This window comes from Salinispirillum sp. LH 10-3-1 (assembly GCF_030643825.1).
GTDB lineage: Bacteria > Pseudomonadota > Gammaproteobacteria > Pseudomonadales > Natronospirillaceae > Salinispirillum.
Map to the genome: position 1 here is coordinate 2,331,022 of NZ_CP101717.1, position 26,253 is coordinate 2,357,274.

The 26,253-nt window shown below is 54.5% G+C and carries 25 protein-coding genes; 14 read left to right on the forward strand and 11 right to left on the reverse strand.

Annotation, left to right across the window (positions count from 1 at the left end; genetic code table 11):
* Positions 1-4 precede the first annotated feature (4 nt).
* A complete protein-coding gene (locus tag NFC81_RS10485) occupies positions 5-1,780 on the forward strand; it encodes a PDZ domain-containing protein (protein WP_304994433.1) in 1,776 nt (591 codons plus the stop codon).
* A gap of 52 nt (positions 1,781-1,832) precedes the next feature.
* The gene (locus NFC81_RS10490; protein ID WP_304994434.1) at positions 1,833-2,282 is read left to right on the forward strand and encodes a DUF1499 domain-containing protein; all 450 of its coding nucleotides are present in this window, start codon (positions 1,833-1,835) and stop codon (positions 2,280-2,282) included.
* Here NFC81_RS10490 and NFC81_RS10495 read toward each other — a convergent pair.
* A complete protein-coding gene (locus tag NFC81_RS10495; RefSeq protein ID WP_304994435.1) occupies positions 2,279-2,956 on the reverse strand; it encodes a lysoplasmalogenase in 678 nt (225 codons plus the stop codon). The genes NFC81_RS10490 and NFC81_RS10495 overlap by 4 nt on opposite strands.
* A gap of 374 nt (positions 2,957-3,330) precedes the next feature.
* On the opposite strand from NFC81_RS10495, the gene NFC81_RS10500 reads away from it, so the two are divergent.
* The 3 genes from NFC81_RS10500 to NFC81_RS10510 all read left to right on the forward strand — a co-directional run bounded on the left by NFC81_RS10500 (position 3,331) and on the right by NFC81_RS10510 (position 6,980).
* Positions 3,331-5,475 carry an adenosylcobalamin-dependent ribonucleoside-diphosphate reductase gene (locus tag NFC81_RS10500; protein ID WP_304994436.1) on the forward strand — a complete coding sequence of 715 codons (2,145 nt, stop codon included), beginning with the start codon at positions 3,331-3,333 and terminating at the stop codon, positions 5,473-5,475.
* Between the two features lie 12 nt (positions 5,476-5,487).
* Complete coding sequence (locus NFC81_RS10505; RefSeq protein ID WP_304994437.1) at positions 5,488-6,183, forward strand: NrdJb; 696 nt, start codon at positions 5,488-5,490, stop codon at positions 6,181-6,183.
* A gap of 584 nt (positions 6,184-6,767) precedes the next feature.
* Positions 6,768-6,980: a cold-shock protein gene (locus tag NFC81_RS10510; RefSeq protein WP_304994438.1), complete on the forward strand. Its 213-nt coding sequence runs from the start codon at positions 6,768-6,770 to the stop codon at positions 6,978-6,980.
* A gap of 127 nt (positions 6,981-7,107) precedes the next feature.
* On the opposite strand, the gene ybaK is transcribed toward NFC81_RS10510, so the two are convergent.
* Together ybaK and NFC81_RS10520 are read right to left on the reverse strand one after the other, a co-directional pair.
* A complete protein-coding gene (gene ybaK, locus NFC81_RS10515; RefSeq protein ID WP_304994439.1) occupies positions 7,108-7,587 on the reverse strand; it encodes a Cys-tRNA(Pro) deacylase in 480 nt (159 codons plus the stop codon).
* A 37-nt stretch (positions 7,588-7,624) separates the two neighbouring features.
* Positions 7,625-8,482: a hypothetical protein gene (locus tag NFC81_RS10520; protein WP_304994440.1), complete on the reverse strand. Its 858-nt coding sequence runs from the start codon at positions 8,480-8,482 to the stop codon at positions 7,625-7,627.
* A 157-nt stretch (positions 8,483-8,639) separates the two neighbouring features.
* Here NFC81_RS10520 and NFC81_RS10525 point away from each other — a divergent pair, with 157 nt between their 5' ends.
* Both NFC81_RS10525 and NFC81_RS10530 read left to right on the forward strand, forming a co-directional pair.
* A complete protein-coding gene (locus NFC81_RS10525) occupies positions 8,640-9,455 on the forward strand; it encodes a mechanosensitive ion channel domain-containing protein (protein WP_304994441.1) in 816 nt (271 codons plus the stop codon).
* A complete protein-coding gene (locus NFC81_RS10530) occupies positions 9,436-9,963 on the forward strand; it encodes a GNAT family N-acetyltransferase (RefSeq protein WP_304994443.1) in 528 nt (175 codons plus the stop codon). The genes NFC81_RS10525 and NFC81_RS10530 overlap by 20 nt, the downstream gene beginning before the upstream one ends.
* Positions 9,964-9,970: 7 nt before the next feature.
* Here NFC81_RS10530 and NFC81_RS10535 read toward each other — a convergent pair whose 3' ends face one another.
* Positions 9,971-10,729, reverse strand: a complete 759-nt coding sequence (locus NFC81_RS10535; RefSeq protein WP_304994444.1) for a Nif3-like dinuclear metal center hexameric protein — start codon at positions 10,727-10,729, stop codon at positions 9,971-9,973.
* Between the two features lie 81 nt (positions 10,730-10,810).
* Positions 10,811-11,647, reverse strand: a complete 837-nt coding sequence (locus tag NFC81_RS10540) for an AraC family transcriptional regulator (protein WP_304994445.1) — start codon at positions 11,645-11,647, stop codon at positions 10,811-10,813.
* Between the two features lie 98 nt (positions 11,648-11,745).
* On the opposite strand from NFC81_RS10540, the gene NFC81_RS10545 reads away from it, so the two are divergent.
* Entirely contained in the window at positions 11,746-13,143 is a 1,398-nt protein-coding gene (locus NFC81_RS10545; RefSeq protein ID WP_304994446.1) for an MATE family efflux transporter, read from the forward strand.
* Here the strand turns inward: NFC81_RS10545 and NFC81_RS10550 are convergent.
* Entirely contained in the window at positions 13,132-14,106 is a 975-nt protein-coding gene (locus NFC81_RS10550; protein ID WP_304994447.1) for an EamA family transporter, read from the reverse strand. The two genes, NFC81_RS10545 and NFC81_RS10550, sit on opposite strands and share 12 nt — an antisense overlap.
* 177 nt (positions 14,107-14,283) lie before the next feature.
* Here NFC81_RS10550 and NFC81_RS10555 point away from each other — a divergent pair, with 177 nt between their 5' ends.
* Positions 14,284-16,758, forward strand: coding sequence for a heavy metal translocating P-type ATPase (locus NFC81_RS10555; RefSeq protein WP_304994448.1), 2,475 nt, complete (start codon positions 14,284-14,286; stop codon positions 16,756-16,758).
* On the opposite strand, the gene malZ is transcribed toward NFC81_RS10555, so the two are convergent.
* The 5 genes from malZ to NFC81_RS10580 all read right to left on the reverse strand — a co-directional run bounded on the left by malZ (position 16,755) and on the right by NFC81_RS10580 (position 22,256).
* Positions 16,755-18,656, reverse strand: coding sequence for a maltodextrin glucosidase (gene malZ, locus NFC81_RS10560; protein ID WP_304994449.1), 1,902 nt, complete (start codon positions 18,654-18,656; stop codon positions 16,755-16,757). The genes NFC81_RS10555 and malZ overlap by 4 nt on opposite strands.
* Before the next feature lie 79 nt (positions 18,657-18,735).
* Entirely contained in the window at positions 18,736-20,052 is a 1,317-nt protein-coding gene (hisD, locus tag NFC81_RS10565) for a histidinol dehydrogenase (RefSeq protein ID WP_304994450.1), read from the reverse strand.
* Positions 20,042-20,680, reverse strand: coding sequence for an ATP phosphoribosyltransferase (hisG, locus tag NFC81_RS10570; RefSeq protein WP_304994451.1), 639 nt, complete (start codon positions 20,678-20,680; stop codon positions 20,042-20,044). The genes hisD and hisG overlap by 11 nt, the downstream gene beginning before the upstream one ends.
* Before the next feature lie 74 nt (positions 20,681-20,754).
* Positions 20,755-22,023 carry a UDP-N-acetylglucosamine 1-carboxyvinyltransferase gene (gene murA / locus NFC81_RS10575; protein ID WP_304994452.1) on the reverse strand — a complete coding sequence of 423 codons (1,269 nt, stop codon included), beginning with the start codon at positions 22,021-22,023 and terminating at the stop codon, positions 20,755-20,757.
* An 8-nt stretch (positions 22,024-22,031) separates the two neighbouring features.
* Positions 22,032-22,256: a BolA/IbaG family iron-sulfur metabolism protein gene (locus NFC81_RS10580; protein WP_304994453.1), complete on the reverse strand. Its 225-nt coding sequence runs from the start codon at positions 22,254-22,256 to the stop codon at positions 22,032-22,034.
* Between the two features lie 207 nt (positions 22,257-22,463).
* Between NFC81_RS10580 and NFC81_RS10585 the strand changes: the two genes are divergently transcribed.
* From NFC81_RS10585 to lptB, 5 genes are read left to right on the forward strand one after another with little or no spacing between them, the layout of a single operon-like run.
* Positions 22,464-23,432, forward strand: coding sequence for a calcium/sodium antiporter (locus NFC81_RS10585; RefSeq protein ID WP_304994454.1), 969 nt, complete (start codon positions 22,464-22,466; stop codon positions 23,430-23,432).
* The gene (locus tag NFC81_RS10590; RefSeq protein ID WP_304994455.1) at positions 23,429-24,409 is read left to right on the forward strand and encodes a KpsF/GutQ family sugar-phosphate isomerase; all 981 of its coding nucleotides are present in this window, start codon (positions 23,429-23,431) and stop codon (positions 24,407-24,409) included. Before NFC81_RS10585 ends, NFC81_RS10590 begins: the two co-directional genes overlap by 4 nt.
* Positions 24,406-24,966, forward strand: a complete 561-nt coding sequence (gene lptC, locus NFC81_RS10595; RefSeq protein WP_304994456.1) for an LPS export ABC transporter periplasmic protein LptC — start codon at positions 24,406-24,408, stop codon at positions 24,964-24,966. Before NFC81_RS10590 ends, lptC begins: the two co-directional genes overlap by 4 nt.
* Positions 24,932-25,489, forward strand: a complete 558-nt coding sequence (lptA, locus tag NFC81_RS10600; RefSeq protein WP_304994457.1) for a lipopolysaccharide transport periplasmic protein LptA — start codon at positions 24,932-24,934, stop codon at positions 25,487-25,489. Before lptC ends, lptA begins: the two co-directional genes overlap by 35 nt.
* Positions 25,443-26,171 carry an LPS export ABC transporter ATP-binding protein gene (gene lptB, locus NFC81_RS10605; RefSeq protein WP_304994458.1) on the forward strand — a complete coding sequence of 243 codons (729 nt, stop codon included), beginning with the start codon at positions 25,443-25,445 and terminating at the stop codon, positions 26,169-26,171. Before lptA ends, lptB begins: the two co-directional genes overlap by 47 nt.
* Positions 26,172-26,253 lie beyond the last annotated feature (82 nt).

The window sequence follows — 26,253 nt, forward strand, 5'->3', positions numbered from 1 at the left end:
AGCCATGCCCTCCTATACTATTACACCGGCAGACCCTGCAGGGCATCTGTTTGCGGTGGAATTGCATCTTGAAAACCCTTCACCCAAGCAACACTTTTGGCTACCAGCGTGGATCCCCGGATCCTACATGATTCGGGATTTCGCCCGGCACGTACTGAATATGCGCGCCACCCTGCAGGATGGTACCCCGGTTGGACTGCAACAGCTCGACAAACAGACTTGGGTAGCCGAGCAACCCGGTAAGCAGGCACTTACATTACGCTATCAGGTGTACGCTTGGGACCTGTCCGTGCGCTCTGCTTATCTCGACCAGAGTCGTGCGTTCTTCAATGGCAGCAGTGTGTTTCTTGCCCCGCGCGATCATGAATCCAGCCCATGCCAGATGACCATCAACCCGCCCAGCGCAACGGTCGATGGTCAGTGGCGCGTCGCCACCAGCATGACCAAGCATTCCGTAAACACAGAAGGGTTCGGCAGCTACCATTGCGTAAATTATGATGAGCTGATTGACCACCCCGTGGAAATCAGCGACTTTGCGTATGGCCAATTTGAGGTGGAAGGCGTACGGCATGATATCGTTTTGTCAGGCCGCCATAACGCCGACATGACGCGTCTGGAACAGGATCTTGCCAAAATCTGCCAACACCACATTAGATTCTGGCGGATCCCCGCACCGGTTTCGCACTACGTGTTTATGACAGCTGTCCTTGGTAACGGCGGTGGTGGGCTCGAACATCGTGCCAGCACGGCACTGATGACCAGTCGCAGCAGCCTGCCAAGCAAAGGCATGACGGACACCACTCCAGGCTATCGCGACTATTTAGGTCTGTGCTCCCACGAGTATTTTCATACTTGGAACGTCAAGCGACTCAAGCCACGCGTTTTCCTGCCTTATCAACTGGAACAAGAGAGCTACACCGAGCTTCTGTGGTGGTTCGAGGGCATTACCTCTTACTACGATGACCTTGGCGTACTGCGCGCCGGTTGCATCAGTGTGGAGCACTATTTGGAACGCCTCAGTCAATTGCTGACGCGCGTTGTGCGAGGACCCGGTCGCCTGCAACAAAGTATGGCCGAAAGCAGTTTCAACGCTTGGACGAAGTTTTATAAGCAAGACGAAAACGCCAGCAATGCCATTGTCAGCTATTACACCAAAGGCGCCTTGTTTGCCCTCTATCTGGACCTGACCATTCGACTGGGCACCGATGGCAAGCAATCGCTGGATGATTTAGTGCGCGCGTTATGGCAACGTCATTCACAAGACGGCGTTCCAGAGCATGGCATACCAGAGGTTGCCCGCGATGTGATCGACTGCGATCTCTCAGCGGCCTTCCAGCTCGGACTCTATGGCACTGAAGACCTCCCGCTTGAGCCCTTGCTAGAACAATTTGGCGTACAGACCACGTGGGGCACCGCGGAGTCGCTAAAGCGCGCAGGGGGGCAAAAGAGCCATATCAAAGAGGGGCAATGCAGCCTTGGCGCATACTTTGATAACCACCCCATGGGTGCCAAAGCCCGTGTAGTGCTCAGTGGCAGCGCCGCCCACAAAGCGGGTATTTCAACCGGCGACGTTATCATTGCGCTCGACCACGTACAAACTGACGCGGCCCAGATTGACGAACAGATTGCTCTGCGGCAGCCGGGTGAGCGCATAGATGTGCACTTGTTTCGCCGCGACGAACTACGCCATCATGTTGTGATCGCCGAAGTAGGCGCCGCAACGACTTGCGTGTTGACCATTTCAGATAAGGCAGCGACAAGCCGCTGGTTAGGCGTCTGATGTCGCCTTGCAGGGCAGTCGAGAACTAATTATGACAAAACGGGAGCGCCAAATGAGCACAATTGCAATCGTGTTACTCATCATCGCAACACTGTTTCTTATTTTGCGCGTCGTCATCATTCCCAATGCTCCGGCCAAGGCTCTCGGCCTAACCGCCGAAGGCACTCTACAGCCCTGCCCAACCACACCCAATTGCGTGTCCAGCCAAACCGACAAGGTGTCGGCCTACGTGGCACCATTGACATTAGAGGGCTCAATGGATGAAGCAATGCCCCGACTGCGCAGAGTTTTGGCTCAAGTCGGACCACATGAGATCAAGACTGAATCAGCCGACTACCTACACGCCGTCTTTATCACACCACTAATGGGGTATCGTGATGACGTGGAGTTTCTATTGGATCGAAGCGCGGGTGTTATGCACGTACGCAGTGCCTCTCGACTCGGCCGGAAAGACTTCAATGTCAACCGAACTCGAGTCGAGGCCATCCGCAGTGCCCTTTAAGCGACGGCAAACGGGTCTTCTTCGGGTTCGCGATACCAGATTAACGCATGTGCCAGGCAGAACTGCGCTAAATAATAACTGACCATAACCACCACATCGGAGTTGTCGATCGCCGACACCAACGTGCTGTAGCCCAATACCGTGTCGGAAAACATAAACAGCAAAACACCGGGTATAGCGATCCAGTGCACACGCTTACACAGCGTGGCTGCAATCGCCATGGCACCTAAGGTGACCATGTACGCCAACACAGCGAAGTACATTTGCCCGTTCAGATCAGGCAAAATGAGGTACCCACCCAGCAAGCCCGCGCAAATGATCACAATGATCACCAGCCACCGAATGTGTGCCATAGAAGCCGAGTGAGCAAAGACCTTCAGGTAGACCAAGTGAGCCAATAAAAAGGCTGCCAAGCCGACAATAAACTGCCCCGGTATCAGCAATACAATATCGCCGATCGACGACAGCCCTAACGCGACCATCAGCCAGAGTTTCAGTGGCTCTTCCGCTGGCACGCTGCGCCACACCCAAAACAGTAACAGCAACACCGGCAAGGGTTTAAGCACCCAATTCACTTCGGGGATAAACCATGTGAAGTACACATTCAGCACATAGCCCAGTGCAGCCATACACCAGATAACGTAAAACCACAAAATAGAACGAGACTGCTCCACAACACTGCCCTTATTATCTTTATCGCTGGATACTCTAACGTAGCGGCGATTATCTTAGCAATCACAAGTGATTTTGGTAGGCGATTGCCGAGCAAGTTTGTAAGCTTTTTGCTTCCTCCCCAACAACTACAAATCGTAACAAGCCGACGAAGCCACACACCGTCTGGCCTTCCGCGATGTCAACGTTACCGGGCTAAATTTTTGTCACAAATTCATCTTGCCAGACACAAGGGGTAGTGGTTTAGAATACAGCCAACCACAACAATTAGTGTTTATGAGCCAGAGCGTCCTGAGCGCAGTATCACGCTCTCCAGCAGCATGAGTGGACACAAATAACGCATTCCTTTCGTCAATCAGGTAGCAGGACAATTACCATGACAGAAACCATTCGGGCAGATCACTCCGTGCAAATCGCTTATCAAGACGCTTCCCTCGACATTTGGGACAAGAAATACCGCCTAAAAGACGGCCGGGGCAACAACGTTGACGCCGACATGCACGGTTCTTTCGCGCGCGTCGCCGAAGCCATCGCCGCGGTCGAAACAACCAAAGCAAAGCAGAAACAGTGGGAAACGAAATTCCTCTGGGCGCTAGAAAATGGCGCTATTCCAGCGGGTCGCATCCTGTCAAATGCTGGCGCACTGGAACACAAGCCCGCCACGTCCACCATTAACTGCACCGTCTCTGGTACAGTGGAAGACTCCATGGACGGCATTCTGCAGAAAGTGCACGAAGCAGGCCTAACGCTGAAAGCGGGTTGCGGTATCGGCTATGAGTTCTCTACTTTGCGCCCACGCAACGCCTTTGTCAGTGGCGCAGGAGCCTACACCTCTGGCCCACTGTCGTTTATGGATATCTATGACCGTATGTGCTTCACCGTGTCTTCGGCCGGTGGCCGTCGCGGCGCGCAAATGGCAACGTTCGACGTTGGCCACCCGGACGTACAAGAATTCGTTAAAGCCAAGCGTGAAGACGGTCGCTTGCGCCAGTTCAACCTCTCGTTACTGATCACCGACGAATTCATGAAGTCGGTCATTGACGACAGCGACTGGCCCCTAGCCTTCCCGGTTTCGGCAAAAGAAGCACAACGCGATCAACTCGATCTGAATGACACCAACCAAGTAGTGTGGCGCGATTGGCACGTCAAGGAACCCTACTTGCAAAACGACAGCGAGCAGGTAGCGTTCCGCGTCTACAAGACCATCAAGGCGCGCCATCTGTGGAACGCCATCATGTCGTCCACTTACGACTATGCAGAGCCTGGCTTCATCTTGATCGATAAGGTCAACGAGATGAACAACAACTGGTTCTGTGAAACCATTCGCGCCACCAACCCCTGTGGTGAGCAACCGCTGCCTCCTTATGGCAGCTGCCTGCTTGGCTCCGTCAATCTGACCAAGTTCATCGAAAACCCCTTTACCGCCGAAGCACGCTTCAACTGGGACAAATTCGATGAAGTCGTGAGCATTTTCACGCGGATGCTCGACAACGTGGTTGAAATCAACGGTTTGCCGCTGGAACAGCAGCGCATTGAAATCACTACTAAGCGCCGTCACGGCATGGGTTATTTGGGCTTGGGCTCGACCATCACCATGTTGGGTATGAAGTACGGTGATGAGGCTTCCGTAGAATTCACCGAACGAGTGACCAAAGCCATGGCCTTAACTGGATGGCGTGCCGCTTTGGACTTGGCCAAAGAAAAAGGTCCGGCTCCTATTATGGAGCAGGAATTCGAGCTGACGCCGGAAATGCTGCGCAAGCGTCCTGAACTGAAGGCCGATGGCTATCAGGTTGGGGACAAACTCCCTGGCCGCATTCTGCATGCCAAGTACAGCCGTTATATGCAGCAGCTGGGTAAAGAAGACCCCGAGCTGATCAGCGAACTGGCTAAGATCGGCGCGCGCTTCACACACCACAGTTCCATTGCGCCTACCGGCACCATTTCGTTGTCCATCGCCAACAATGCCAGCAATGGTATTGAGCCTAGCTTTGCCCACCATTACTCACGTAATGTGATTCGCGAAGGCCGGAAAACCAAAGAGAAAGTCGACGTCTTCTCGTTCGAATTGCTCGCTTATCGTGAACTGGTGAACCCGGCGGCCATGCCATACACCGAGGAAGAAGCGAATAAGTTGCCGGATTACTTCATTACTTCGGACGACATCAAGCCAAAGCAGCACGTCGACATTCAAGCCGCCGCGCAAAAGTGGATTGACTCTTCTATCTCTAAGACCGCTAACGTACCGACGGATTATCCTTATGAAGACTTTAAAGACATCTACCTCTATGCGTATGAGAAAGGTCTCAAAGGCTGCACCACCTTCCGTTTTAACCCTGAAGCATTCCAGGGTGTTCTGGTCAAAGAGAAAGACCTCGAAAACACCACCTACCGATTCCAGCTGGAAGACGGCAGCACCATCGAACTGAAGGGTAACGACAAGGTAGAGTACGACGGCGAACAACACACCGCCGCCAACCTATTCGACGCCCTCAAAGAAGGCTACTACGGTAAGTTCTAATCAGGATTCATCATGACAGTACATAAGATTGGCAAAAAGATAACCGGTTACGAGGTGGTTTCCGCTGAAAAGGCCGCCGCTGAGGCCAAAGCCTCTGCACCGCAACTGCAGCAGATCCATGAATCACTGGATCGGCCAGAAGTGCTTTTGGGTTCAACCTACAAGATCAAGACACCGATGTCGGAACACGCCCTGTACGTGACCATTAATGACATCGTGTTGAATCAAGGAACGGAGCACGAAGAGCGCTGGCCATTTGAGGTGTTCATCAACTCGAAGAACATGGACCACTTTCAATGGGTAGTTGCCCTGACTCGGGTCATCTCGGCGGTGTTCCGCAAAGGTGGTGACGTAACCTTCTTAGTGGACGAAATGAAAGCCGTGTTCGATCCACAAGGCGGTTACTTCAAGCCAGGCGGTAAGTTCATGCCATCCTTGGTGGCGGAGATTGGTGACGCCATCGAAAGCCACATGAAAATGATCGGCTTGATCAAAGACGAAGGTCTGAGCGAACATCAGATGAAGTTGATCAATGAAAAACGCGCCGAGTATGAAAAGCTGAACGGCGGCTCGGCGGCTAAGGCTGCAGCGGCCGACTCGGGCTTCCCACCGGATGCTCACCTGTGCAACAAGTGCAACACGAAAGCCGTAGTCATTCTGGACGGCTGCCAGACGTGTTTGAATTGTGGCGACTCTAAATGCGGCTGATAAGGCGCCGTAGTATGTCAGCTCCTGAGCGAACTTTGAGACGCACCGTAGGAGGCCAGCCCTCTGGCCGAATGGTTCGCGCGGAGGGCAGCGTTCCTACGGATTGAATTCGCGCAGGCCTGTATAAGAGTGTGCGGCGCTCCTACGGTAAGCAATTTATCTAGGAGCGCAGCGTCATCGTTTCGTCACCTGTACAAAATTCCACCCCCCTCTTATTAAAAAAAACCTAAAAAGACTGTTAATGCCCGGCAATAGGAGTATGCTTGATCTCAGTTACACAAGTAGCAGGCTTCTTAGCCGCTCGAATGCTTATGCCTTTGGTTACAGTGGTTTTACCACCTCACGAAAGAACATTGCTCCAAGCGTCTATCTATCCCCTTCTATTTGATGTGATACAGAGCATGTGCTCTGGCAGGTGTTGACCTCGGGTCACGCTTGATGCGCGAAGCTGTTGTTTTCGAAGAAACCTTTGGGTACTCCGTTGAATTGCTCCGCCTAATGAAATCGGTCAGGTGTTAAAACCGGCCACGAAAGTACCTTCCCCTTGGGGTGGGTGTGAAAAGTAAAAGAGGAATACAGAAAAAATGTCAGGTCAAACTATTACCGGCACAGTAAAATGGTTCAACGATGAGAAAGGTTTCGGCTTCATCGAGCGTGAAGGCGGTACAGACGTATTCGTTCATTTCCGTGCAATCAACGGTACTGGTCGTCGCTCTCTGTCAGAAGGCCAGCAAGTTACTTTCGAAGTAACCCAAGGTCAGAAAGGCCCACAGGCTGAGAACGTAACTCCTCTGTAAGGCATTGCCTAACATTGCAGTTAGCGTGAGCTTCTGAACTTAAAAAGGCGGTATCTACCGCCTTTTTTGTGCCTGTTGTTTAGGCATTTTTCTGGGATAGCACAACAATGGCGGATGACGCTGCGCTCTATTCCGCTTCGATCTCTGCGACGTCCGCCACAGTGGCTGACAACTCCTGCACCAACAGCAAGGGTGCAATCTCTATCTCAAGGCCGCGACGCCCGGCACTGATATAAATCGTTGCCTGTGCTTTAGCACGATGGTCGAGAACCGTTGGTAATCGCTTTTTCTGGCCCAGCGGACTGATTCCTCCCAGTACGAACCCGGTAATGCGCTGCGCATCATCACCATTAGCCATGGTCGCTTTCTTCCAACCCAATGCCTTGGCTGCGCGTTTCAGGTTAAGCATCCCAGCCACCGGCACAATAGCGGTGGCAAACTTTCCAGCACCATCACTCACCAGCAGCGTCTTAAACACCTTGTCCGGTGATAGACCTAACTTCTCCGACGCCTCGAGACCATAACCCTGACTTCCAACTACGTGTTCGTAACTGTGTAACTCAAAGGCTACGCCCTTTTTCTTTAGAGCCTCAACAGCTGGCGTCATAGGAGATACTCATCCATTCACTGTTGCGCCATCAACCTCAATGGCGCGGCGCCTGATCATCACGTTCACTTTGAGCCTGATCATGCTCGAGCACTGAACGGTCTTTTTGCGCTCGCCACTCGCCGTGATCGTCATCATCATCGTCGTCCGGATCGTCCACACTGGTCGGTGCGTATTCACGCAACCAACGGAAGATCAATGAGAGGATGGCAACCTGAACCAAATTGAAATAAACACTGACGGCTATCGACAGAATGCTACCGATCGGGCCACCTAGCCCATTCTGCAACATCATCGGCACAACGCTGATCAATAAGGGAAACACAATGCCCAGGACGCCAACCCGCCAATAATGACCCGCCGCCATCTGGCCTGCAGCCCGCAAGCCACCACCTAAACCCAACGCAATACGCGGAAAGATCATGGAAAAGCGGCCGTATACCAGAATGGCCACCACCAGTGCGATAAACAACGCGATAGAACCAAAGATTCCGGCCCCGGTCATGGTTGACACCATCACCAAGGGCGCGGCAACCAAACTGGCAATTAAAATAATGACAATCGGCAGGCCTACGGACCAGCCAAAATAGGAAATTTCTGGACCACCAAAACGCAAGAAACCCGGCGGCTGTTGCGTCTTACCCTGAATGAATATCTGGTGTGCGGGCACGGCAATCATGGCCCCAATAGCTAGGGCAACCAAGGCCAAGCTGATCAACATGCCGTAATTCGGCTCGTCACCACTGAGTTGAGTGCTGGCCAGCTGGACGGCCACCAGCAGCAATATAGGCCAGCGCAAGGACACCCAAAGGGTGCTCGCCATTTGCACCGGCAAACGAAAGGCCGCCGACACCACGTCGCCAATGGGTAATTTAAGATCAACAGGTAACTGCAAAATGGACTCCCGTCGCTATTTATTAGAATATGCCTGTATTGTGCCTTGAGTAGCGGGAAAGTCCAGCAAGCGACAACTTTCGTATGCACCCTCTTACTACAAGCGCCTGAATACTCGAAACACGGCAAAGCAACCAGTAGCAAACTAGGAGATAGTCATGCCTATGGATTCGCAAGAAATTTGGAGCACCTATATTGTCCCGTGGACCACCAACGTCGGGCTCGCCATCATCGTCTTCTTGGTCGGTAAGTGGATCGTCAAACTGGTCAGCAGAGCGCTCTCAGCAGCCATGACCAAAGCACGCCTAGACCCCATGCTTGTCGCCTTCTTAGGTAACATCATCAATGCCATCCTCATGCTTGTTGTCGTGGTAGCAGCTTTGTCGCAGCTCGGCATAGAAACCACATCGTTGGTGGCCTTGCTCGGTGCCGCCGGTATCGCAGTGGGCTTGGCATTGAAAGATTCGTTGGCGCATTTCGCCGCAGGCGTAATGATCATTCTCTTTCGTCCATTCAAAACGGGCGACTACGTAGAGGTCGCGGGAACCGGCGGCACCGTCATGAAGATTACGGTGTTCAGTACCGAACTCAAGACACCGGATGCGCGCCAAGTCATTGTTCCCAACGGCTCGATTTTCGGCTCTAACGTGGTCAACTATTCCGCGATGGACACCCGTCGCATCGACCTGGTCGTGGGCATTGCCTACGACGCCGACATGAAGAAAGCAAAAGACGTCATCATGAATGTGGTGAAATCTCATCCCAATGTGTTACCAGAGCCAGAGCCACTGGTGGCGGTGTCGGAACTCGCTGATTCGTCGGTTAACCTGGTCGTCCGCCCTTGGGTCAAAACACCCGATCTATGGCCCACTCGGTTCGCGCTGATCGAGCAAATTAAAGAGGCGTTGGATGCCAACGACATCACCATTCCTTTCCCACAAATGGATGTGCATTTTGACCGCCCAGCCGCATAGACGCCCAGCCTGCCGTTTGCGTCCGGCAACTCGCGATGACCTACCGGGCATTGTAGATATCTACAATGCCTCTGTTCCAGGCCGCCTAGCGACCGCCGATACACAGCCGATCACCGTAGCTGATCGCGAAGACTGGTTCGTTGCCCACCAAAAGCCGGAACGCCCGCTGGTTGTCGCCGTCGATGAACACGCGAATACCGCATTGCTGGGCTGGGCCAGCTTCAGTAATTTTTACGGCCGCCCGGCGTACAATGGCACCGTTGAATTGGCGGTGTACGTTGCTCCTAACGCACAAGGGCGTGGCATAGCGCGCACGCTGGTGCAGCATTTACTGGACCGCGCACCCGACCTTGGCGTGCACACGGTGTTAGGCTTTGTGTTCTCGCACAACCAGCCTAGCCTGAACTTGTTAGGTGGCCTGGGCTTTACACCTTGGGGAGAACTGCCGGAAGTAGCCATTCTCGACGGCACCAGCCGCGGACTGACCATTGTCGGCCGCAAGGTTTAGCGGGAATTTAGACGGGTATGGGGCAATCGATGAATTCGACATCGATGCCCCAGGTTTTCGCTGCCTCGGCGCCCACCGCCTGCACCCCATAACGCTCTGTCGCATGGTGACCTGCGGCAAAATAGTGGATACCCAGTTCTCGAGCGGCGTGTACCGTTGGTTCTGAGATTTCACCACTGATGTAGGCGTCTGCACCGGCTTCCCACGCCGCCTGAATCATGCCCTGCGCACCCCCAGTACACCACGCAACACGCGTTATCTGTTCCGGCCCACCGGCAATATGCAAAGGCTCGTAATCCAGTTCTGTGGCCAGTTGCTGCTTCAGCTGCTGTGCTGACAATGGCTCACGGGGAGAACCGATATTGCCAATGGGACGCGGTCCGGGCTTTATGCCGGCTTCCGCCTGCCAACCCATACGAGCCGCAAGTTGCGCGTTATTACCCAGTGTCGGGTGCGCGTCCAGCGGTAAGTGATAGGCCCACAGCGACACACCAGCCTCCAGCAGTGCCTGAATACGGCGCCGTTTCATACCGGTTATACAGGCATCTTCGCCCTTCCAGAAATAACCATGGTGCACGAGTACGGCGTCGGCACCGGCGGCAATGGCCTGATCGAGCAACAATTGGCTGGCGGTGACGCCCAGTACCAATTTTTGCACGGGACGAGCCCCCTCAACCTGCAAGCCGTTTGGACAATAGTCTTGAAACGCCTGCGGCTCGAGTAATTCGTTAAACCATTGGTTGAGCTGCCCGATCGCTACCGCCATAACCTTACCTCCTATCCTCTATATTCTGAATGTTAACGCACTCGGCACAGGTTTGCTCCCTCTCCCACCGCAAGCCTGTGGTTAACTGCACTGCACTTCCTGACTGGCGGCGCGATAGTCACTGGGCGACAACCCGGTGTGACGGCGAAACCAGTGGGTGAAATTAAAGGCATCCTGGTAACCTACCCGTTGTGCAATCTGCCTTACCTGCCATTGGGAGAACTGCAACAACTCGCGCGCTCGTGCCAAGCGCATAGCCGCCACCTTCTGCATCGGCCCTTGCTGAAAGTACTGCCGACACAGCCGATGAAAATGCGATGGTGAGTAATGCAGCTCAGCGGCTAATGTTTCCAGCGTCCAGTGCACATGCAACCGGTCTTCCAGTTGCTGAAAGAGTCGAACCAGGCGCTCATGCGTCAAATCTCGCTGCGCATCCTGCATAACTTCTTCGCCCAACAACTCCGCAACCATCTGCGTGAGACGCCGCCGCCGTGGCGACTGCATCTGGTGATACAGACCATGCAACAGGTGGTACAGACTCCAACAGGCATCAGACGGCTGTACACCCGCCTGTCGAGTATGCAAAAAACGCCAGCGCTCGACATCGGGCAACAGAATCCAGCAGGTTTTCCACTCGGCACCGTCGATCTCAAAACGGAACGGCTGACCGGCAGGCATAAACATCCACTCCCCCGCCTGCACGCCGTGCTGGCGGCCGGGAAGGTACAACTTGCCCTGCCCGTCTACGGTAAACACCAAAGTATGAACATCGGGCAGCTTGCGCCCGACCACATAGGTGCCACGCAACCAACTGACACCTGCCATGCGCCAGTCATGCACACTGAACTCGGGAAACTCCTGTTCGGTCAGGAATTTTTCACGGCAGCGCTCATCAATATTGAAGATATCTTCCCACATGATCATTTTTCACAGGTATGTCGATGAGTTTGAACATACCACCGAGGCGTCCGGAAGTCTAAAATCTCCCGCTTCGATCCACACGTTAGGACAGTGCAATGTCACCTGTAAAAGCCCTACACCGCCGCCCTGTTCTCCGTGAGGTTTGGAGCCTGGCTATTCCTGTCGCCGTACAGTCTGCCTTGGTATCGGCACTGGGTATGGCCGATGTCTTGATGGTCAGTGGTCTGGGCGCAGAAGCCATCGCAGCGGTCGGTTTAGGCAGTAAGATTAACTTCGTATTTATCCTCCTGATGGCGGCTTTAGGCACCGGTTGCAGTATTCTGGTGGCGCAGTATTTTGGTGCTGGACGACATGATCGCGTGCGTCATACACTGGCCTTGAGTCTGCTGGCTGGCACCCTCTTTATGCTACCCATCACCTTGCTGATCTGGTTTAACACCACCAACCTAATGATGCTGGGTACAGATAATTCACAGGTTATTACGCAAGGCGCCAGCTACCTGGCCATTACTGCGCTGTCCTTATGGCTCACGCAGTTGGTCATCGTCTATGAAGCGGCACTGCGGGCTACAGGCGACAGTAAAACGCCGCTGTATTTCGCCACCATCACCATCGTATTGAACATTGCGTTGAACTTTTGGCTGATCAACGGTGGCTTGGGCGTCCCCGCCATGGGTGTGGCCGGTGCCGCCTTGGCGACATTGTTGGCGCGCATCTTTCAGGTGATGTGGATGCTGTATAGCATGCAACGCCCGGGCAAGCTGTTGCGCCTCGAGCGCCTGCATTTCGTCGAGGCCGTGGCCCGCAACCTGATCCGCCGCTATTGGACACTGAGCTGGCCATTGCTGGTCAACTTTACGCTGTGGTCCATGGGCTCTCTAACCTATCATTTGATCGCTGGGCGCCTGGGAACAACCCCGCTTGCCGTGATGAGTTTGCTCAGTCCAATAGAAAGCATGTATCACAGCTTTTTCTTCGGAATCACCAATGCCTGCTCCATCATGATCGGCCAACGCTTGGGGCGCGGCCAGTTCGACGACGCCCGCGCCTTGGCGAAAGGCTTCATGCTTTACGCGCCCTTGGGCTCATTCGGGTTCGGGTTGGTGTTGCTGGCGGCTTCGCCGTTCGTGCTGCCCTTGATCGGTAGTCTGGACGCCGAAACCTTGCATCAAACTCAACTGGCGTTTGCCATCATGTGCTTGGGTTTCTGGTTGAAGGTGTTCAACATGGTGTCCATACAGGGCATTCTGCGCTCCGGTGGTGACGCCAAATTCTGCTTGTACTTAGATATGTCAGCCCTGTGGTTTGTAGGCTTACCGCTGACTTTGGCAGCCGCCTTCTGGTGGCAGCTGCCCTTTACGTGGGTATACGCCATGATCCTGGCCGAAGAAGCCGCTAAGGCGGTTGGCAACATCTGGCGCGTGGGGCAACGCAAATGGGTGCGCAACCTGACAGAGGGTGATACCGAACAGTCCACAGCGTTAGCGGCCTAACACCTCGGTCTCTGCGTCAACCGCAGGATGGTCGTCATGAGCAGGAATCTCCAATGTCACGGTATGGCTCGCCGAGCGTTGCGCCAGATACGCGCCGAATACGACGATGACGGCACCTAGAATTTGAACGCTGTTGAGCGCCTGCCCTAACATAATCCACGCCAGCAAAATGGCTGTCACTACTTCAAGGTAGGCTACGCCTCCCGCTACGGGTGGCGACAGCCGACGAATCGCCGCAACCCCGGTTACATAGGCCAGCGCCGTTGAAATCACTCCTAACCACACCACAGAAACCAATGCCGACGTTGATACACCAGCAATCACAATCTGACCGCCCAGCAAATGCCAAGGTAGGTTCCAAGGCTGGGCGATAACGGTCATAACCGCGAAAGCGATAAGACCACCCAACGCAATCAGGGCCAACGGTGGAGTATCCTCCTTGGCCGCATCCGACAGTAAGAAAAAGCCTGCTTGACAGGCTGCAGCACCCGCGGCCAACAGCAGGCCAATGGGATCAAGCGACAGACCGTTCCAGACCTCCAGCAAAGCGCCCAATCCCACAACGGCTAGGATCACACCCAGGGCTGCCGAGCGCGCTACGGGCTGTTTCCGCACCAGCAATATCCACAGCAAGACCAGTATCGGCCCAAGAAACTCGATTAATAACGCGATGCCTACCGGAATACGCGCCACGGCAGCGAAGTAAAACGCCTGCACACCTGCGATAGGAAACACACCATAGGCCAACAGCAATCGCCACTGGCGCTGAAACAGAGAGCGGTAATGCCACGCCACGGGGGACAACACCAACACCATGCCCAACAAGCGTAGCCAAGTCACATGCAGTGGATCGACACCAATGTCCATTAATGGCCGCGCGAATGGCCCGGAGCCACCAAAAGACAAGGCCGACAACAAAGCCAATAAAAGCCCAGCGGTTTTCGGGCTGACGTTCAAACGCATATCGGATTCTTTCCTAACCAGTCGTGAAGCGGGCACATTTACAGAATCTGCTCATTAAGTAAAGCAAGCCTATTTCATAGAGCGGAAAAACAATGTGCGTGAAGCCATGACACTTGACCTTACCCCAACAGTAAGGTGCACACTGTCTCATAGCCAATTCTTACAGGAATCCTATCCATGACTTCATCGACGAAACATTCTTTAGTCATCGATGGCATGAGCTGTGCGTCTTGCGTTGGACGCGTGGAAAAAGCCATCAAGCTGGTCCCCGGCGTTGTGGATGTGTCCGTGAACTTAGCCACAGAAAAGGCCCAGTTCAGGCTCACCGATGACGCAGAGGTAAGCGCGGTCATCGACGCCATAAAGACAACCGGCTACAACATTCGTACACAAACCCTAGTAATTAATGTTCAGCAGATGAGCTGTGCGTCCTGCGTTGGTCGGGTAGAAAAAGCACTGGCAGCCATACCGGGAGTGCTGTCGGCGCAGGTTAATCTAGCCACCGAACGCGCTACGCTGTCCGTCGTTGAAGGCGAAGTCACGATAGACACCTTGATTGCCGCCGTGCAAAAAGCAGGGTATCAGGCCAGCACTGTGCCTGAGTCCACTGACAGCAGTGATCCTGCCACCGATGCGCGCACGCTGGAACAGGTCTCTTTAAAAAGGGCGCTGTGGCTGTCAGCTGCCTTGACCTTGCCGATTTTCCTTCTGGACATGGGCGGACATTTTATTTCGGCCTTTCATCATTGGCAGGTTAATGCCATTGGTCAGCAAAACCTTTTCTATCTGTTTTTCGCCCTGGCCACTGTTGTGCAGTTCGGCCCGGGCTGGCGGTTCTATGTCAAAGGGGTACCGGCGCTACTGCGCGCTGCGCCGGACATGAACTCCTTGGTGGTCCTCGGTACCTCGGCGGCCTGGGGTTATTCCGTGGTAGCGACCTTTATACCCGGCATACTGCCGGAGGGCACCGTGCATGTGTACTTTGAGGCATCTGCCGTCATTATCACGCTGATTTTGTTAGGCCGTTATTTGGAAGCAAATGCCAAAGGACGCACCAATCAAGCCATTAAGCGTCTGCTCGGCCTACAGGCGAAGACCGCGCGTGTGCTGCGTAACGGTGAGCCCATAGAAGTACCGGTCAGCGACGTCGTCAGTGGCGATCTGCTGCAAGTTCGACCGGGCGAAAAGATTCCCGTTGATGGTGAAGTGACTGAGGGCGAGTCCTATGTGGATGAAGCCATGATTACCGGTGAAGCCATACCTGTGGCGAAGCACCAAGGTGATACCTTGGTCGGCGCAACCATCAATAAGGCGGGCAGCCTAACTTTTAAAGCGACTACCGTCGGCGCGGACAGTGTGCTGGCGCAAATTGTCCGCATGGTAGAAGAAGCGCAGGGCTCTAAGCTGCCCATTCAAGCCTTGGTCGACCGCGTGACCGGCGTGTTTGTACCCATCGTTATGGCACTGGCCCTGCTGACTTTGGGTGTCTGGCTATTGTTTGGACCGGAACCCGCGATGACCTTAGCGTTGGTGAATGCTGTGGCGGTGTTGATCATCGCCTGCCCCTGCGCCATGGGCTTGGCAACACCGACGTCTATCATGGTGGGAACAGGTAAGGCTGCTGAAATGGGCATTCTGTTTCGTCGTGGCGAAGCCTTGCAAACGCTGCGTGATGCAACCTGGATTGCCTTGGACAAGACCGGTACGCTAACCAAAGGTCAGCCTGAACTGACCGACATAGCGTTGAGCGATGGCGTCGATGAGGCAGCAACTCTGTCATGCATCGCGGCTGTCGAGCGTCTGTCCGAACACCCTATCGCTGACGCCATTGTGGCGGCGGCACAGGAACGCGGCTTGGACATACCCTCGGCCAGCGGATTCCAATCCCACTCAGGCTATGGCGTTTCAGCCGAAGTACAAGGGCAGCAAGTGCACATCGGCGCTGATCGCTACATGGCACAACTGGGCCTAACGGTCAGTGTGTTCTCAGCCACCGCCGAGCGTTTGGCCGATGAGGGCAAAACACCCTTGTACGCCGCCATCGATGGCCGTTTGGCCGCCATCATTGCCGTTGCGGATCAGCTAAAAGACAGCACCGCGGAAGCCATTCGTACCCTGCACAACGCAGGTCTGCGCGTGACCATGATTACCGGCGACAACCAGAGAACAGCTCAGGCCATCGCCCGCCAGCTCGGTATTGATGAAGTTATCGCGGAGGTCTTGCCCGATGGCAAGGTGGCTGCTTTGAAAAAACTGCAAGCGGAAGGTCATACCGTGGCCTTTGTTGGCGACGGTATTAACGATGCACCCGCACTGGCACAAGCCGATGTCGGTATTGCTATCGGCACAGGTACAGATATTGCGATTGAGGCCGCCGATGTGGTCTTGATGTCCGGCGATCTACGTAATGCCGCCAATGCCATAGCGCTGTCGCAAGCGACCATCAGAAATATCAAGCAAAACCTGTTCTGGGCGTTTGCCTACAACAGCATCTTGATTCCGGTAGCGGCAGGAGTGCTCTACCCTGCCACCGGCATTCTGTTATCACCCGTCTTTGCCGCTGCCGCCATGGCCGCCTCCAGCGTTTGCGTAATCACCAACGCCCTGCGTTTGCGCGGCTGGAAAGCGCCTTTGGCCAGCACGAGCGGTTAGTGAGCAGACACCCAGAGCTCCGTGGCGGTCGCGCCCAACGGCAAAGACAATGCGCCCTGAGCATCGGCCTGCACCACCTGCCCTGTCTCGATGTTGCACCACGTCGAGCCGGGCAAGCCCTTGAGAATGCTACAGTTTACCGCCTGGCGAACCGGCGTATTGGCGCGATTGACCGATACCAGCACCGAACTATCGGCGAGCAGGCGGGCAAACACCCACTGATCACCAGCAGCATGCAAGTCCACCACCGCACCGCCGCGTAAAGCCGGTAATTCTTTGCGCCAACGAATAGCCTGTTGAAAACGCTGCAAAAGGTCGTCATTCCACTGTTGGCTATCCCATGGAAAGGGTGCCCGGCAATGCGGGTCTTCACCGCCCTGCAAGCCCACCTCGTCACCGTAGTAGATACAAGGCACACCCAAATAAGCCATTTGCAATCGCACCGCCATCACCAGGCGTGCGTGGTCGTTACCCAGCAAGGTCAGCATACGCGGGGTATCATGGCTGTCGAGTTGATTGAACTGTGCCTTGGCGATAGCGAAAGGGATTTTCGCACGCGCTTCGCTCATCCATGAAGCCATTTCCTCGGCATCAATACTGGCCTTATGTCGGGCGATATCGTACCCAGCTAAGAACATCCAAACAGGCTGCAGAAAGCCATAGTAATTCATCGCGCCATCTTCTTGGTCTCCTTGCAGCCACTGGGTCGCTTCAAAGAAGTGCTCTCCGAGCAGATAGGCGTCGGTATTCTCCTGTTTAATAACACGGCGCATGGCGCGCACATGCTTGTCATTATTAACCGCCCCCTTGCCCTCACCGAGCATATGGATCACGTCCAATCGCCAACCATCGATGTTGTAAGGGGGGCGCAACCAGTGTCGCAGCACCGAGTTGTCGGCCTGATAGAATACGTCAACCACGTCAGGGTTAGCGTAGTCCACCACCGGCAGGCTCTTGTGGCCTTTCCAGCTGACGTAATCGCCTTCAGCGTCCAAAAAATAATTCACGTACGGTTTTTCACCGGCCTGCGCTCGTACGAACCAGTCGTGCCGAATAGAGGTATGGTTCAATACGCCGTCCAGCATCAGCTTCATATCACGTTCTGCGGTCGCTTGCCGCAGGGTTACCAGCGCCTCATTCCCACCCAAATGTGGGTCGACTTGGTAATAGTCGATGGTGTCGTATTTGTGATTGGAGTCTGAACGAAATACCGGATTGAGATAAATCGCGGTGACGCCCAGTGTGTGCTGCAAATACTCGAGCGATTGCACTACGCCGGGCAGGTCACCGTTGAAAAACTCGCTGGGACCATAGTCCCCGCTCGGCAACTCATGCCATTCGCGCGCTTTCACCGGGCGGCCGCACAGGTATTCGTATTCACCATCTTTGACATTCAGTGACGCATCGCCGTTGCGGAAACGATCCGGAAATACTTGATAAAAAATCTGCTCACTGACCCAAGCGGGCGGTGCATCATGGGCGTGTTTAAAGTGTACTTCACGGGCAGGCATACGCGTATGTTGACCGTCGGCCGCTAGCCAAAGCATGCGCTCAGCCAGCTGAACTTTAAAGACATACGCCGTGTGTGGCCGTACTTCATCCAACGGGATGGTTGCAGAGCAATAACGCCAACCATCGACAACCTCACCAAAGACCATCGCAGTGAGATGCTCTTCGTTGTCCGGGTCAGTGCGCACCCAGACTTGTTGGAGTGTTTCTTCTGCGAAAACGCGCAGCGTTAGGGTAATGCCTTGCGCCGAGATATCGAGGTAGCCGGGAATTGCAGCATGAAATACGGTATGAGGATGAATTGTCGCCACGGTACTGACCTTATCTTTATTGAGCAGACAGGTTACCCAAGTGGTCAGGCGACGTTCAGATTGAATTTGTGGCAGCACGGTTGATATCAACCGCTGGAGTTAAAACTACACCCCTAGGTAGAGGGGCCAGCCCCTAGGGACTAGCCCCACGAACGGACTAGGGTTTAACTCGCATTTCTGCACTGCGCGCATGCGCCGTCAGTAGCTCACCGCGCGCCAAAGGCCCGGCTGACTCACCCAACTCGGAGGCGCTGTCTGGCGTGCAATAGATGATCGACGATTTTTTCTGGAAATCGTACACTCCCAGCGGAGAACTGAAGCGCGCGGTGCCGGAGGTGGGCAATACGTGATTCGGCCCAGCCACATAGTCACCCAGCGCTTCTGACGTATGCCGCCCCATAAAAATAGCTCCGGCATGCCGAATGCTATCCAGATACTGCTCCGGCTTTTCCACACTCAACTCCAAGTGTTCCGGGGCAATACGATTCACCAGCTCGATGGCTTCTTGCAGATCACGCACCTTGATCAATGCACCACGATCAGCCAACGACTGCCGCGCAATGGCCTCACGCTCCAGAGTCGGCAACAAGCGGGCAATAGCCGCTTCTACCTTATCGAGGTACTCGGCGTCTGGGCACAGCAATATGGCCTGCGCATCGGCATCATGCTCGGCTTGTGAGAACAGGTCCATGGCGATCCAGTCCGGATCGGTCTGTCCATCGCACACCACCAAAATTTCTGACGGCCCTGCCACCATATCAATACCGACTTGGCCGTACACATGCCGCTTCGCCGTAGCAACGTAGATATTACCGGGTCCCACCACCTTATCGACCGCTGGTACAGACTCCGTACCGTAAGCCAAGGCCGCGATGGCCTGTGCACCACCCATGGTAAATACTTGATCGACACCAGACAGCCACGCAGCAGCTAACACGAAATCCGACACTTCGCCGTCCGGTGTTGGGTGCGCCATAATGACTTCTGGCACACCGGCTACCTTAGCGGTCACTGCCGTCATCACGACCGAACTTGCCAAGGGTGCCAAGCCGCCTGGCACATAAACGCCCACCCGGTCGAGCGGCGTGATACGCTGACCCAGCACCGTGCCACTGGCATCCGTGTACTGCCACGATTCTTGCTTTTGATGCTGGTGATAAGCCCGCACGCGTTCCACGGAGATCTCCAGTGCATGCTGCAACTTAGGCGCTAAACGCTTGTACGCGGCTTCGAGCTCGGGACGCGCAATGCGCAGTTCGCTCATGTGCTCGAAGTGGGTGCGATCAAAGCGGTTGGTGTATTCAATCACCGCCGCATCTCCGCGCTGACGCACGTCATCGATGACCTTCAGTACCGTTTCATTGACCTTGGCATCGGACACGCCTTCCCACGCCAGTAAGCCATCCAGCGCCGAGCTAAAACCATCGTCAACTGTACTCAGTCGACGAATAAGAGAAGTTTTATCATTTGTCACGCTTCTGTACCGCCTGTTCTAACTGTTCAACGATGGGCATGATCTGATCCGCCTTGGTCTTATAAGCCGCACGCGACACGACCAAACGCGTCGAAATATCCGCCATGTGTTCTCGTGGCTCCAGACCATTGGCCAGCAAGGTGTTGCCAGTGTCCACAATGTCTACGATGCAGTCAGCCAAATTCATGATCGGCGCCAATTCCATACCGCCATACAGCTTAATGATATCAACCTGACGACCTTGTTCAGCAAAATATCGCTTAGCCACCTGCACAAACTTGGTGGCGACACGCAGTCGGCCCTCTGGCATCACGGCGCCCTTGATCGCCGCCGTCATTAAACGACAGCGCGCGATGTTCAGATCGACCAGTTCATACATTTCTTGTCCGCCGTGCTCCATCAGTACGTCCTTACCGGACACACCCAAGTCGGCCACGCCGTACTCGACATAGGTAGGTACGTCAGAAGCACGAATTACGATCAATCGCACATTCGGTTGAGTGGTTTCAAAGATCAGTTTACGACTGGTATGGATGTCTTCCAGTGGCGCGATGCCTGCAGCGGCAAACAACGGAAGGGTCTCGTCGAGAATGCGGCCCTTAGATAATGCTATGGTAATCGGTGACATTGTTTTGATGACTCTTGCATGCTGATCGTCAGGCCAATAGCGCAACGATCAGTCGTTCCTAAACAGCAGGATGATCAGCCTTTGCCAGCCACCCTTTTGATGGTTGCGCCGAGCAACTGAAGCTTCTCTTCAATACACTCATAACCGCGATCGATATGATAGATGCGGTCTACCAAGGTATCACCTTCCGCCACCAATGCCGCCAACACCAAACTGGCGGAAGCGCGCAAATCGGTCGCCATCACTGGCGCAGCATGCAATTTAGGCACGCCTTTAATCACGACGGTATTGCCTTTTATGGTGCAGTCAGCGCCCATGCGGTGGAGTTCTTGAATGTGCATAAAACGGTTTTCGAAGATGGTTTCTTCGACCGTACCCGTTCCCTCCGCTACGGCATTCAGCACGGTAAACTGTGCTTGCATATCGGTTGGGAACGCAGGGTAAGGCGCGGTAGTGATATTGACAGCCTTAGGTCGCTTGCCATGCATATCAAGCACGATGCTGTTATCGGTCGTGATGATTTCCGCACCACACTCACGCAACTTCACCAATACGGAATCCATGGTTTTAGGGTCTACGTCTTTCAGGTGAACTCGACCACCGGAAATTGCCCCCGCCACCAAGTAGGTACCGGCCTCTATTCGATCCGGCAGCACCTTGTGGTCACAACCGTGTAGCTTTTCGACGCCGGTGACCCGCATGGTGTCGGTACCAATGCCTTCGATTTGCGCCCCCATGGCCACCAAGCAATGTGCCAGGTCGACCACCTCTGGTTCACGCGCCGAATTTTCGATCACGCTGACGCCATCCGCCAAAACCGCCGCCATCAACACGTTCTCAGTACCGGTGACCGACACCATATCGAAGAAGTAATCGGCGGCTTTCAAACGACCGTTGCTGCGCGCCTTGATGTACCCGTCTTCCATGGTGATCTGGCCACCTAAGGCCTCCATACCACGGATGTGCAGGTCAACCGGACGGCTACCAATGGCACACCCACCGGGCAGCGACACATTGGCTTCCCCAAAGTGTGCCAACAGCGGCCCTAAAACCAGAATAGACGCCCGCATGGTCTTCACCAATGAATACGGCGCCGTACAGTCTTTCAGCGTACCGGCGTTGATCTGCACGCTCATGTCTTCGTTGATCAACACTTCAACACCCATACACACCAACAGCTCAATCATGGTGGTGATGTCGTTCAGGTGCGGCAGATTACGTAAAGTGACCGGTTCATCCGTCAGCAGAGTGGCAGCCAAGATTGGCAACGCGGCATTCTTGGCACCGGAGATGCGAATAGTGCCATCGATGGGATTACCACCTGAAATCAATAATTTATCCATAGAGCGCTCTATTCGTTCTCCGTTCCCAGGTCCATGGTCACCGCGTGAATAGCGCCACTCTGGATATGTTCGTTTAAAAAGCCGTAAATCAACTGTTGCTGCTTTACTGGCATAAGACCTTTGAAAGCTATACCACGTGCCTTCACATGAAATTTGGCACCGTTACCCGTGACCTCGACGGTACAATCGGGCAAGGCTGCGGTGAGGATATCTTTAATCTGTTCTGCGTGCATTGAACACCTCACAAATAAAAAGGTTCGGCATTATATGAAATACCGGCCAATGAAACCACCTCAACACCTAATTCGTTCGCCGTTCGAAACAATATTAGGGTGCAATTACACAGTCCATACGTCTCTGCCATCCTGTGCAATGTCGGTGTGGCTTGCATTTCAGCCGTCGGTTGATTTTTAATGTGCCCCCATTCAGGAGTACTACCTATGTTGCTCATCGTTGGCGCCATCGTTCTGGGCCTCGTTTTGCTGGTTTGGAGCTCTGACCGCTTCGTCGGTGGCGCTGCTGCCATGGCCCGGACTGCTGGCATCTCACCCTTAGTGATTGGCCTGACCATAGTAGCGTTAGGCACCAGCGCGCCGGAGATTATCGTCTCGGCCAGCGCCGCCTTATCCGGCAGCCCGGCACTCGCAATCGGCAATGCCCAAGGGTCCAATATCGCCAACATAGGCTTGGTGCTGGGCGTGTGTGCGTTACTGATTGCCCTGCCAGTGAACCGCTCAGTATGGCGCCGTGAATCCCATATATTGCTGGCCGTCACCCTGTTGCTGGGGGTGGTGCTGGCCAATCTGTACCTGAGCCGCTGGGAAGGCCTTGTGATGATTGGCCTGCTTGTGGTGTTTATTGTGGGTACCGTATGGCATGCCATGCACATCAAAAATACCGCGGAGCTGCCCGATTTTTCGGACGACATTCCAGACGACATGCCGCTGCGCACCTCGCTATTTTGGCTCACAATGGGCTTGGTACTGCTGGTCGTCGGGGCTCAACTTTTAGTCTGGGGCGCGACCCAATTGGCTTTTCGCTTTGGCATCAGTGAATTGGTTGTGGGGGCGACCATTGTTGCCATCGGCACCAGCCTACCGGAGCTGGCCACCGCCATTGCCAGTACCCGAAAGGGTCACCATGAAATGACCATCGGTAACGTGGTCGGCTCCAATATCTTTAACATTTTGGCAGTGGTTGGTGTTGCCGCGGCGATAGCCCCCACTGCGCTTGAGCCTGCTGTGCTGTGGCGCGACTATCTGTTTGTTCTGCTGACCACTGTCATGTTATTGGTGGTTGCATGGTGGTTTGGTCGCCAACAAAAACCAACACCTCGCCTATTTGGTGTGGTGCTGCTCGTGTCTTATATCTATTATCTGTATCTGAACTATCAGGCCCTGACCTTATGAAAGCACAGCCTTATAACTTCCTAAACAGTGCTCGTCGCACCTTGCAGATGGAAGCCGATGCCATCACCGCGATGCTGGATCGTCTTGACGACCACTTTAACCGCGCCTGTGAAATCATTATGCGCAACAACAAGGGGCGAGTCGTTGTCACTGGTATGGGCAAGTCGGGCCACATCGGCAATAAGATCGCCGCAACCTTGGCAAGCACAGGCACACCGGCGTTCTTTATGCACCCGGGGGAAGCCAGTCATGGCGATCTCGGCATGATCACACGTGACGATGTGATCGTGGCGCTGTCCAACAGCGGCGAGACTAATGAGATCATTTCCCTACTTCCCGCCATCAAGCGCTTGGGCATTCCGGTTATTGCCATCACGGGGCAGGCTGAATCTACCCTGGGCTCGGAAGCCGACGCCATGCTCGACAGTGGCGTCGATATTGAAGCCTGCCCACTGAACCTGGCCCCCACGTCCAGCACAACCACCGCCTTGGTACTGGGTGACGCACTCGCCATCGCCTTATTGGAAGCGCGTGGTTTTTCTGCGGAGGACTTCGCCTTTTCACACCCCGGCGGCAGCCTAGGCAAGCGCCTCTTGCTGAAGGTAGAAAACATTATGCAAACGGGCGAGCGAGTGCCCAGAGTATTACCCACCGCCACGGTCAGCGCGGCACTGTTGGAAATGACTCGGAAAGGCCTCGGCATGACCACCATTGTGGATGCAGACAATGTATTGCTCGGTGTATATACCGATGGTGACTTGCGTCGTACGTTCGAGCGCAACGTGGAAATTCACAGCACCCTTGTAACCGAAGTCATGCACCCGGGCGGAAAGACCATCGCACCCGCAGCCTTGGCAGCCGAAGCACTGTACATTATGGAGCAGGCTCAAATCACTGCGTTAGTGGTCGTCGACGCCAACCGGGAGCCTATGGGTATCGTCCACATGCATGATTTATTGCGCGCAGGCGTTGCATGAACGTTAAGCGCATCGGTTTAACCCTAATCGTGGTTTTGGCGACCGTCGCCGGGCTGTGGCTCTCTACGCGCCAGGGCGTGACCGTCGCGGACGAACCAACGACCTCTGATGCACGAACATTGCCGCAACTGCGTATGGCCAACATAGAACGCATCACCACCGATACTGAAGGTGTCTGGGTGTCTACATTGCTCGCCACACACGCCGAATTTTATGATAAAGCGGACCGGCTGGTATTGGAAAATCCAGATCTGCAGGCCGCCGGTAATCCGCCGTCAGCGATGACAGCTAACCGCGCCGAAGTGAACAACGGCCGTTACTGGACCATGACGGGTAATGTCGTAGTGATCAGCGACCCTGAAGCCGAATTGCCACTCGTGATACGTACCTCAGTGCTGCACTATGATAACCTCACGGAACTGGCGACCACCGACGCACCGGTGACCATAACCCAGGGGTCTCGCATGAACACTGAGGCCATTGGCATGACCATCAACCTGAACACACTGGAGTTCGATCTGCATGAGCAAGTTCGTTCGATATACCGCCCTGATTAGCGCACTCGCGATCACCACCTTGGCCTACGCCTTGCCCGGTGACCGCGACCTTCCGATCGACGTTACTGCGGATCGCAACCAAGGGAATTTGCGTACCAACGTCATGACCTATACGGGCGATGTCGTCATCACCCAGGGAACGCTCACCATTCAGGCCGAGCAAGTTGTGGTGTATCGCAATGACCAAAACGAAATTTCACGCATGGAAGCCTCCGGTGTTACCCCGGCATGGGTTTCTGATCAATTCGCCGACGGCGAGCCCTTCACGCGACTTGAGGGCGAGCTGGTTATTTACGACACCGAAACCAGTATCTTAACTGCACAAGGGCGTGCACGCTTGCAGCAGGGTCGCAATGTTGCTTCAGCCCACTACATCCGCTACAACCAAGAAACGGACGATTTTGAATCCAGTTTCCGCGCCCCGGATGGGACGGAAGGTGAACGTGTATCCATGTGTCTTACCAACGAGAATGAAGATGGCCAAACAGCTGATCGCCCGGCACCTTGCCAAAACGTACGGTAAACGCCCTGTTGTCACCGATGTGTCCTTGACGGTTCGTACCGGCGAAGTGGTCGGCTTACTGGGACCTAACGGTGCAGGTAAAACCACCTGCTTCTACATGATCGTCGGGCTGGTAGCTAATGACGCGGGCGAAATCTTGCTGGATGACCAGCCGTTGACTGGCCTGCCCATGCACAAGCGGGCTCAGATGGGCGTTGGCTATCTTCCGCAGGAAGCGTCGGTATTTCGCAAGCTGACAGTGGCCGACAACATCATGGCCGTATTGGAACTGCGTAAAACGCTGAGCAAAGCGGAACGCCATCAAAAGATGGAAGCCTTACTAGAAGAGTTTAACATCACCCACATTCGTGACAGCCAAGGCATTGCCCTGTCAGGCGGCGAGCGGCGGCGCGTAGAGATCGCCCGCGCACTGGCTTCCGAACCAGACTTCATCCTGCTTGATGAGCCCTTCGCCGGGGTAGACCCCATTTCCGTCTCCGATATTAAGAGCATTGTGTACCAGTTGCGCGATAAAGGCATCGGCGTATTGATCACCGACCACAACGTACGCGAAACTTTAGACATTTGTGAGCGTGCTTATATCGTAGGAGGTGGTACTATTATTGCAGAGGGCGGCGCAGACGATATACTGGCTAACCAGAAAGTGAGGGAAGTATACTTGGGCGAGCACTTCCGCCTTTAGGAGCTTTCGCCGCTTTAAACACCCCCACACGCAACCCATTTGTACATTTTTGTTTTTTGCACGGCGGCGTATTTCCCGTACC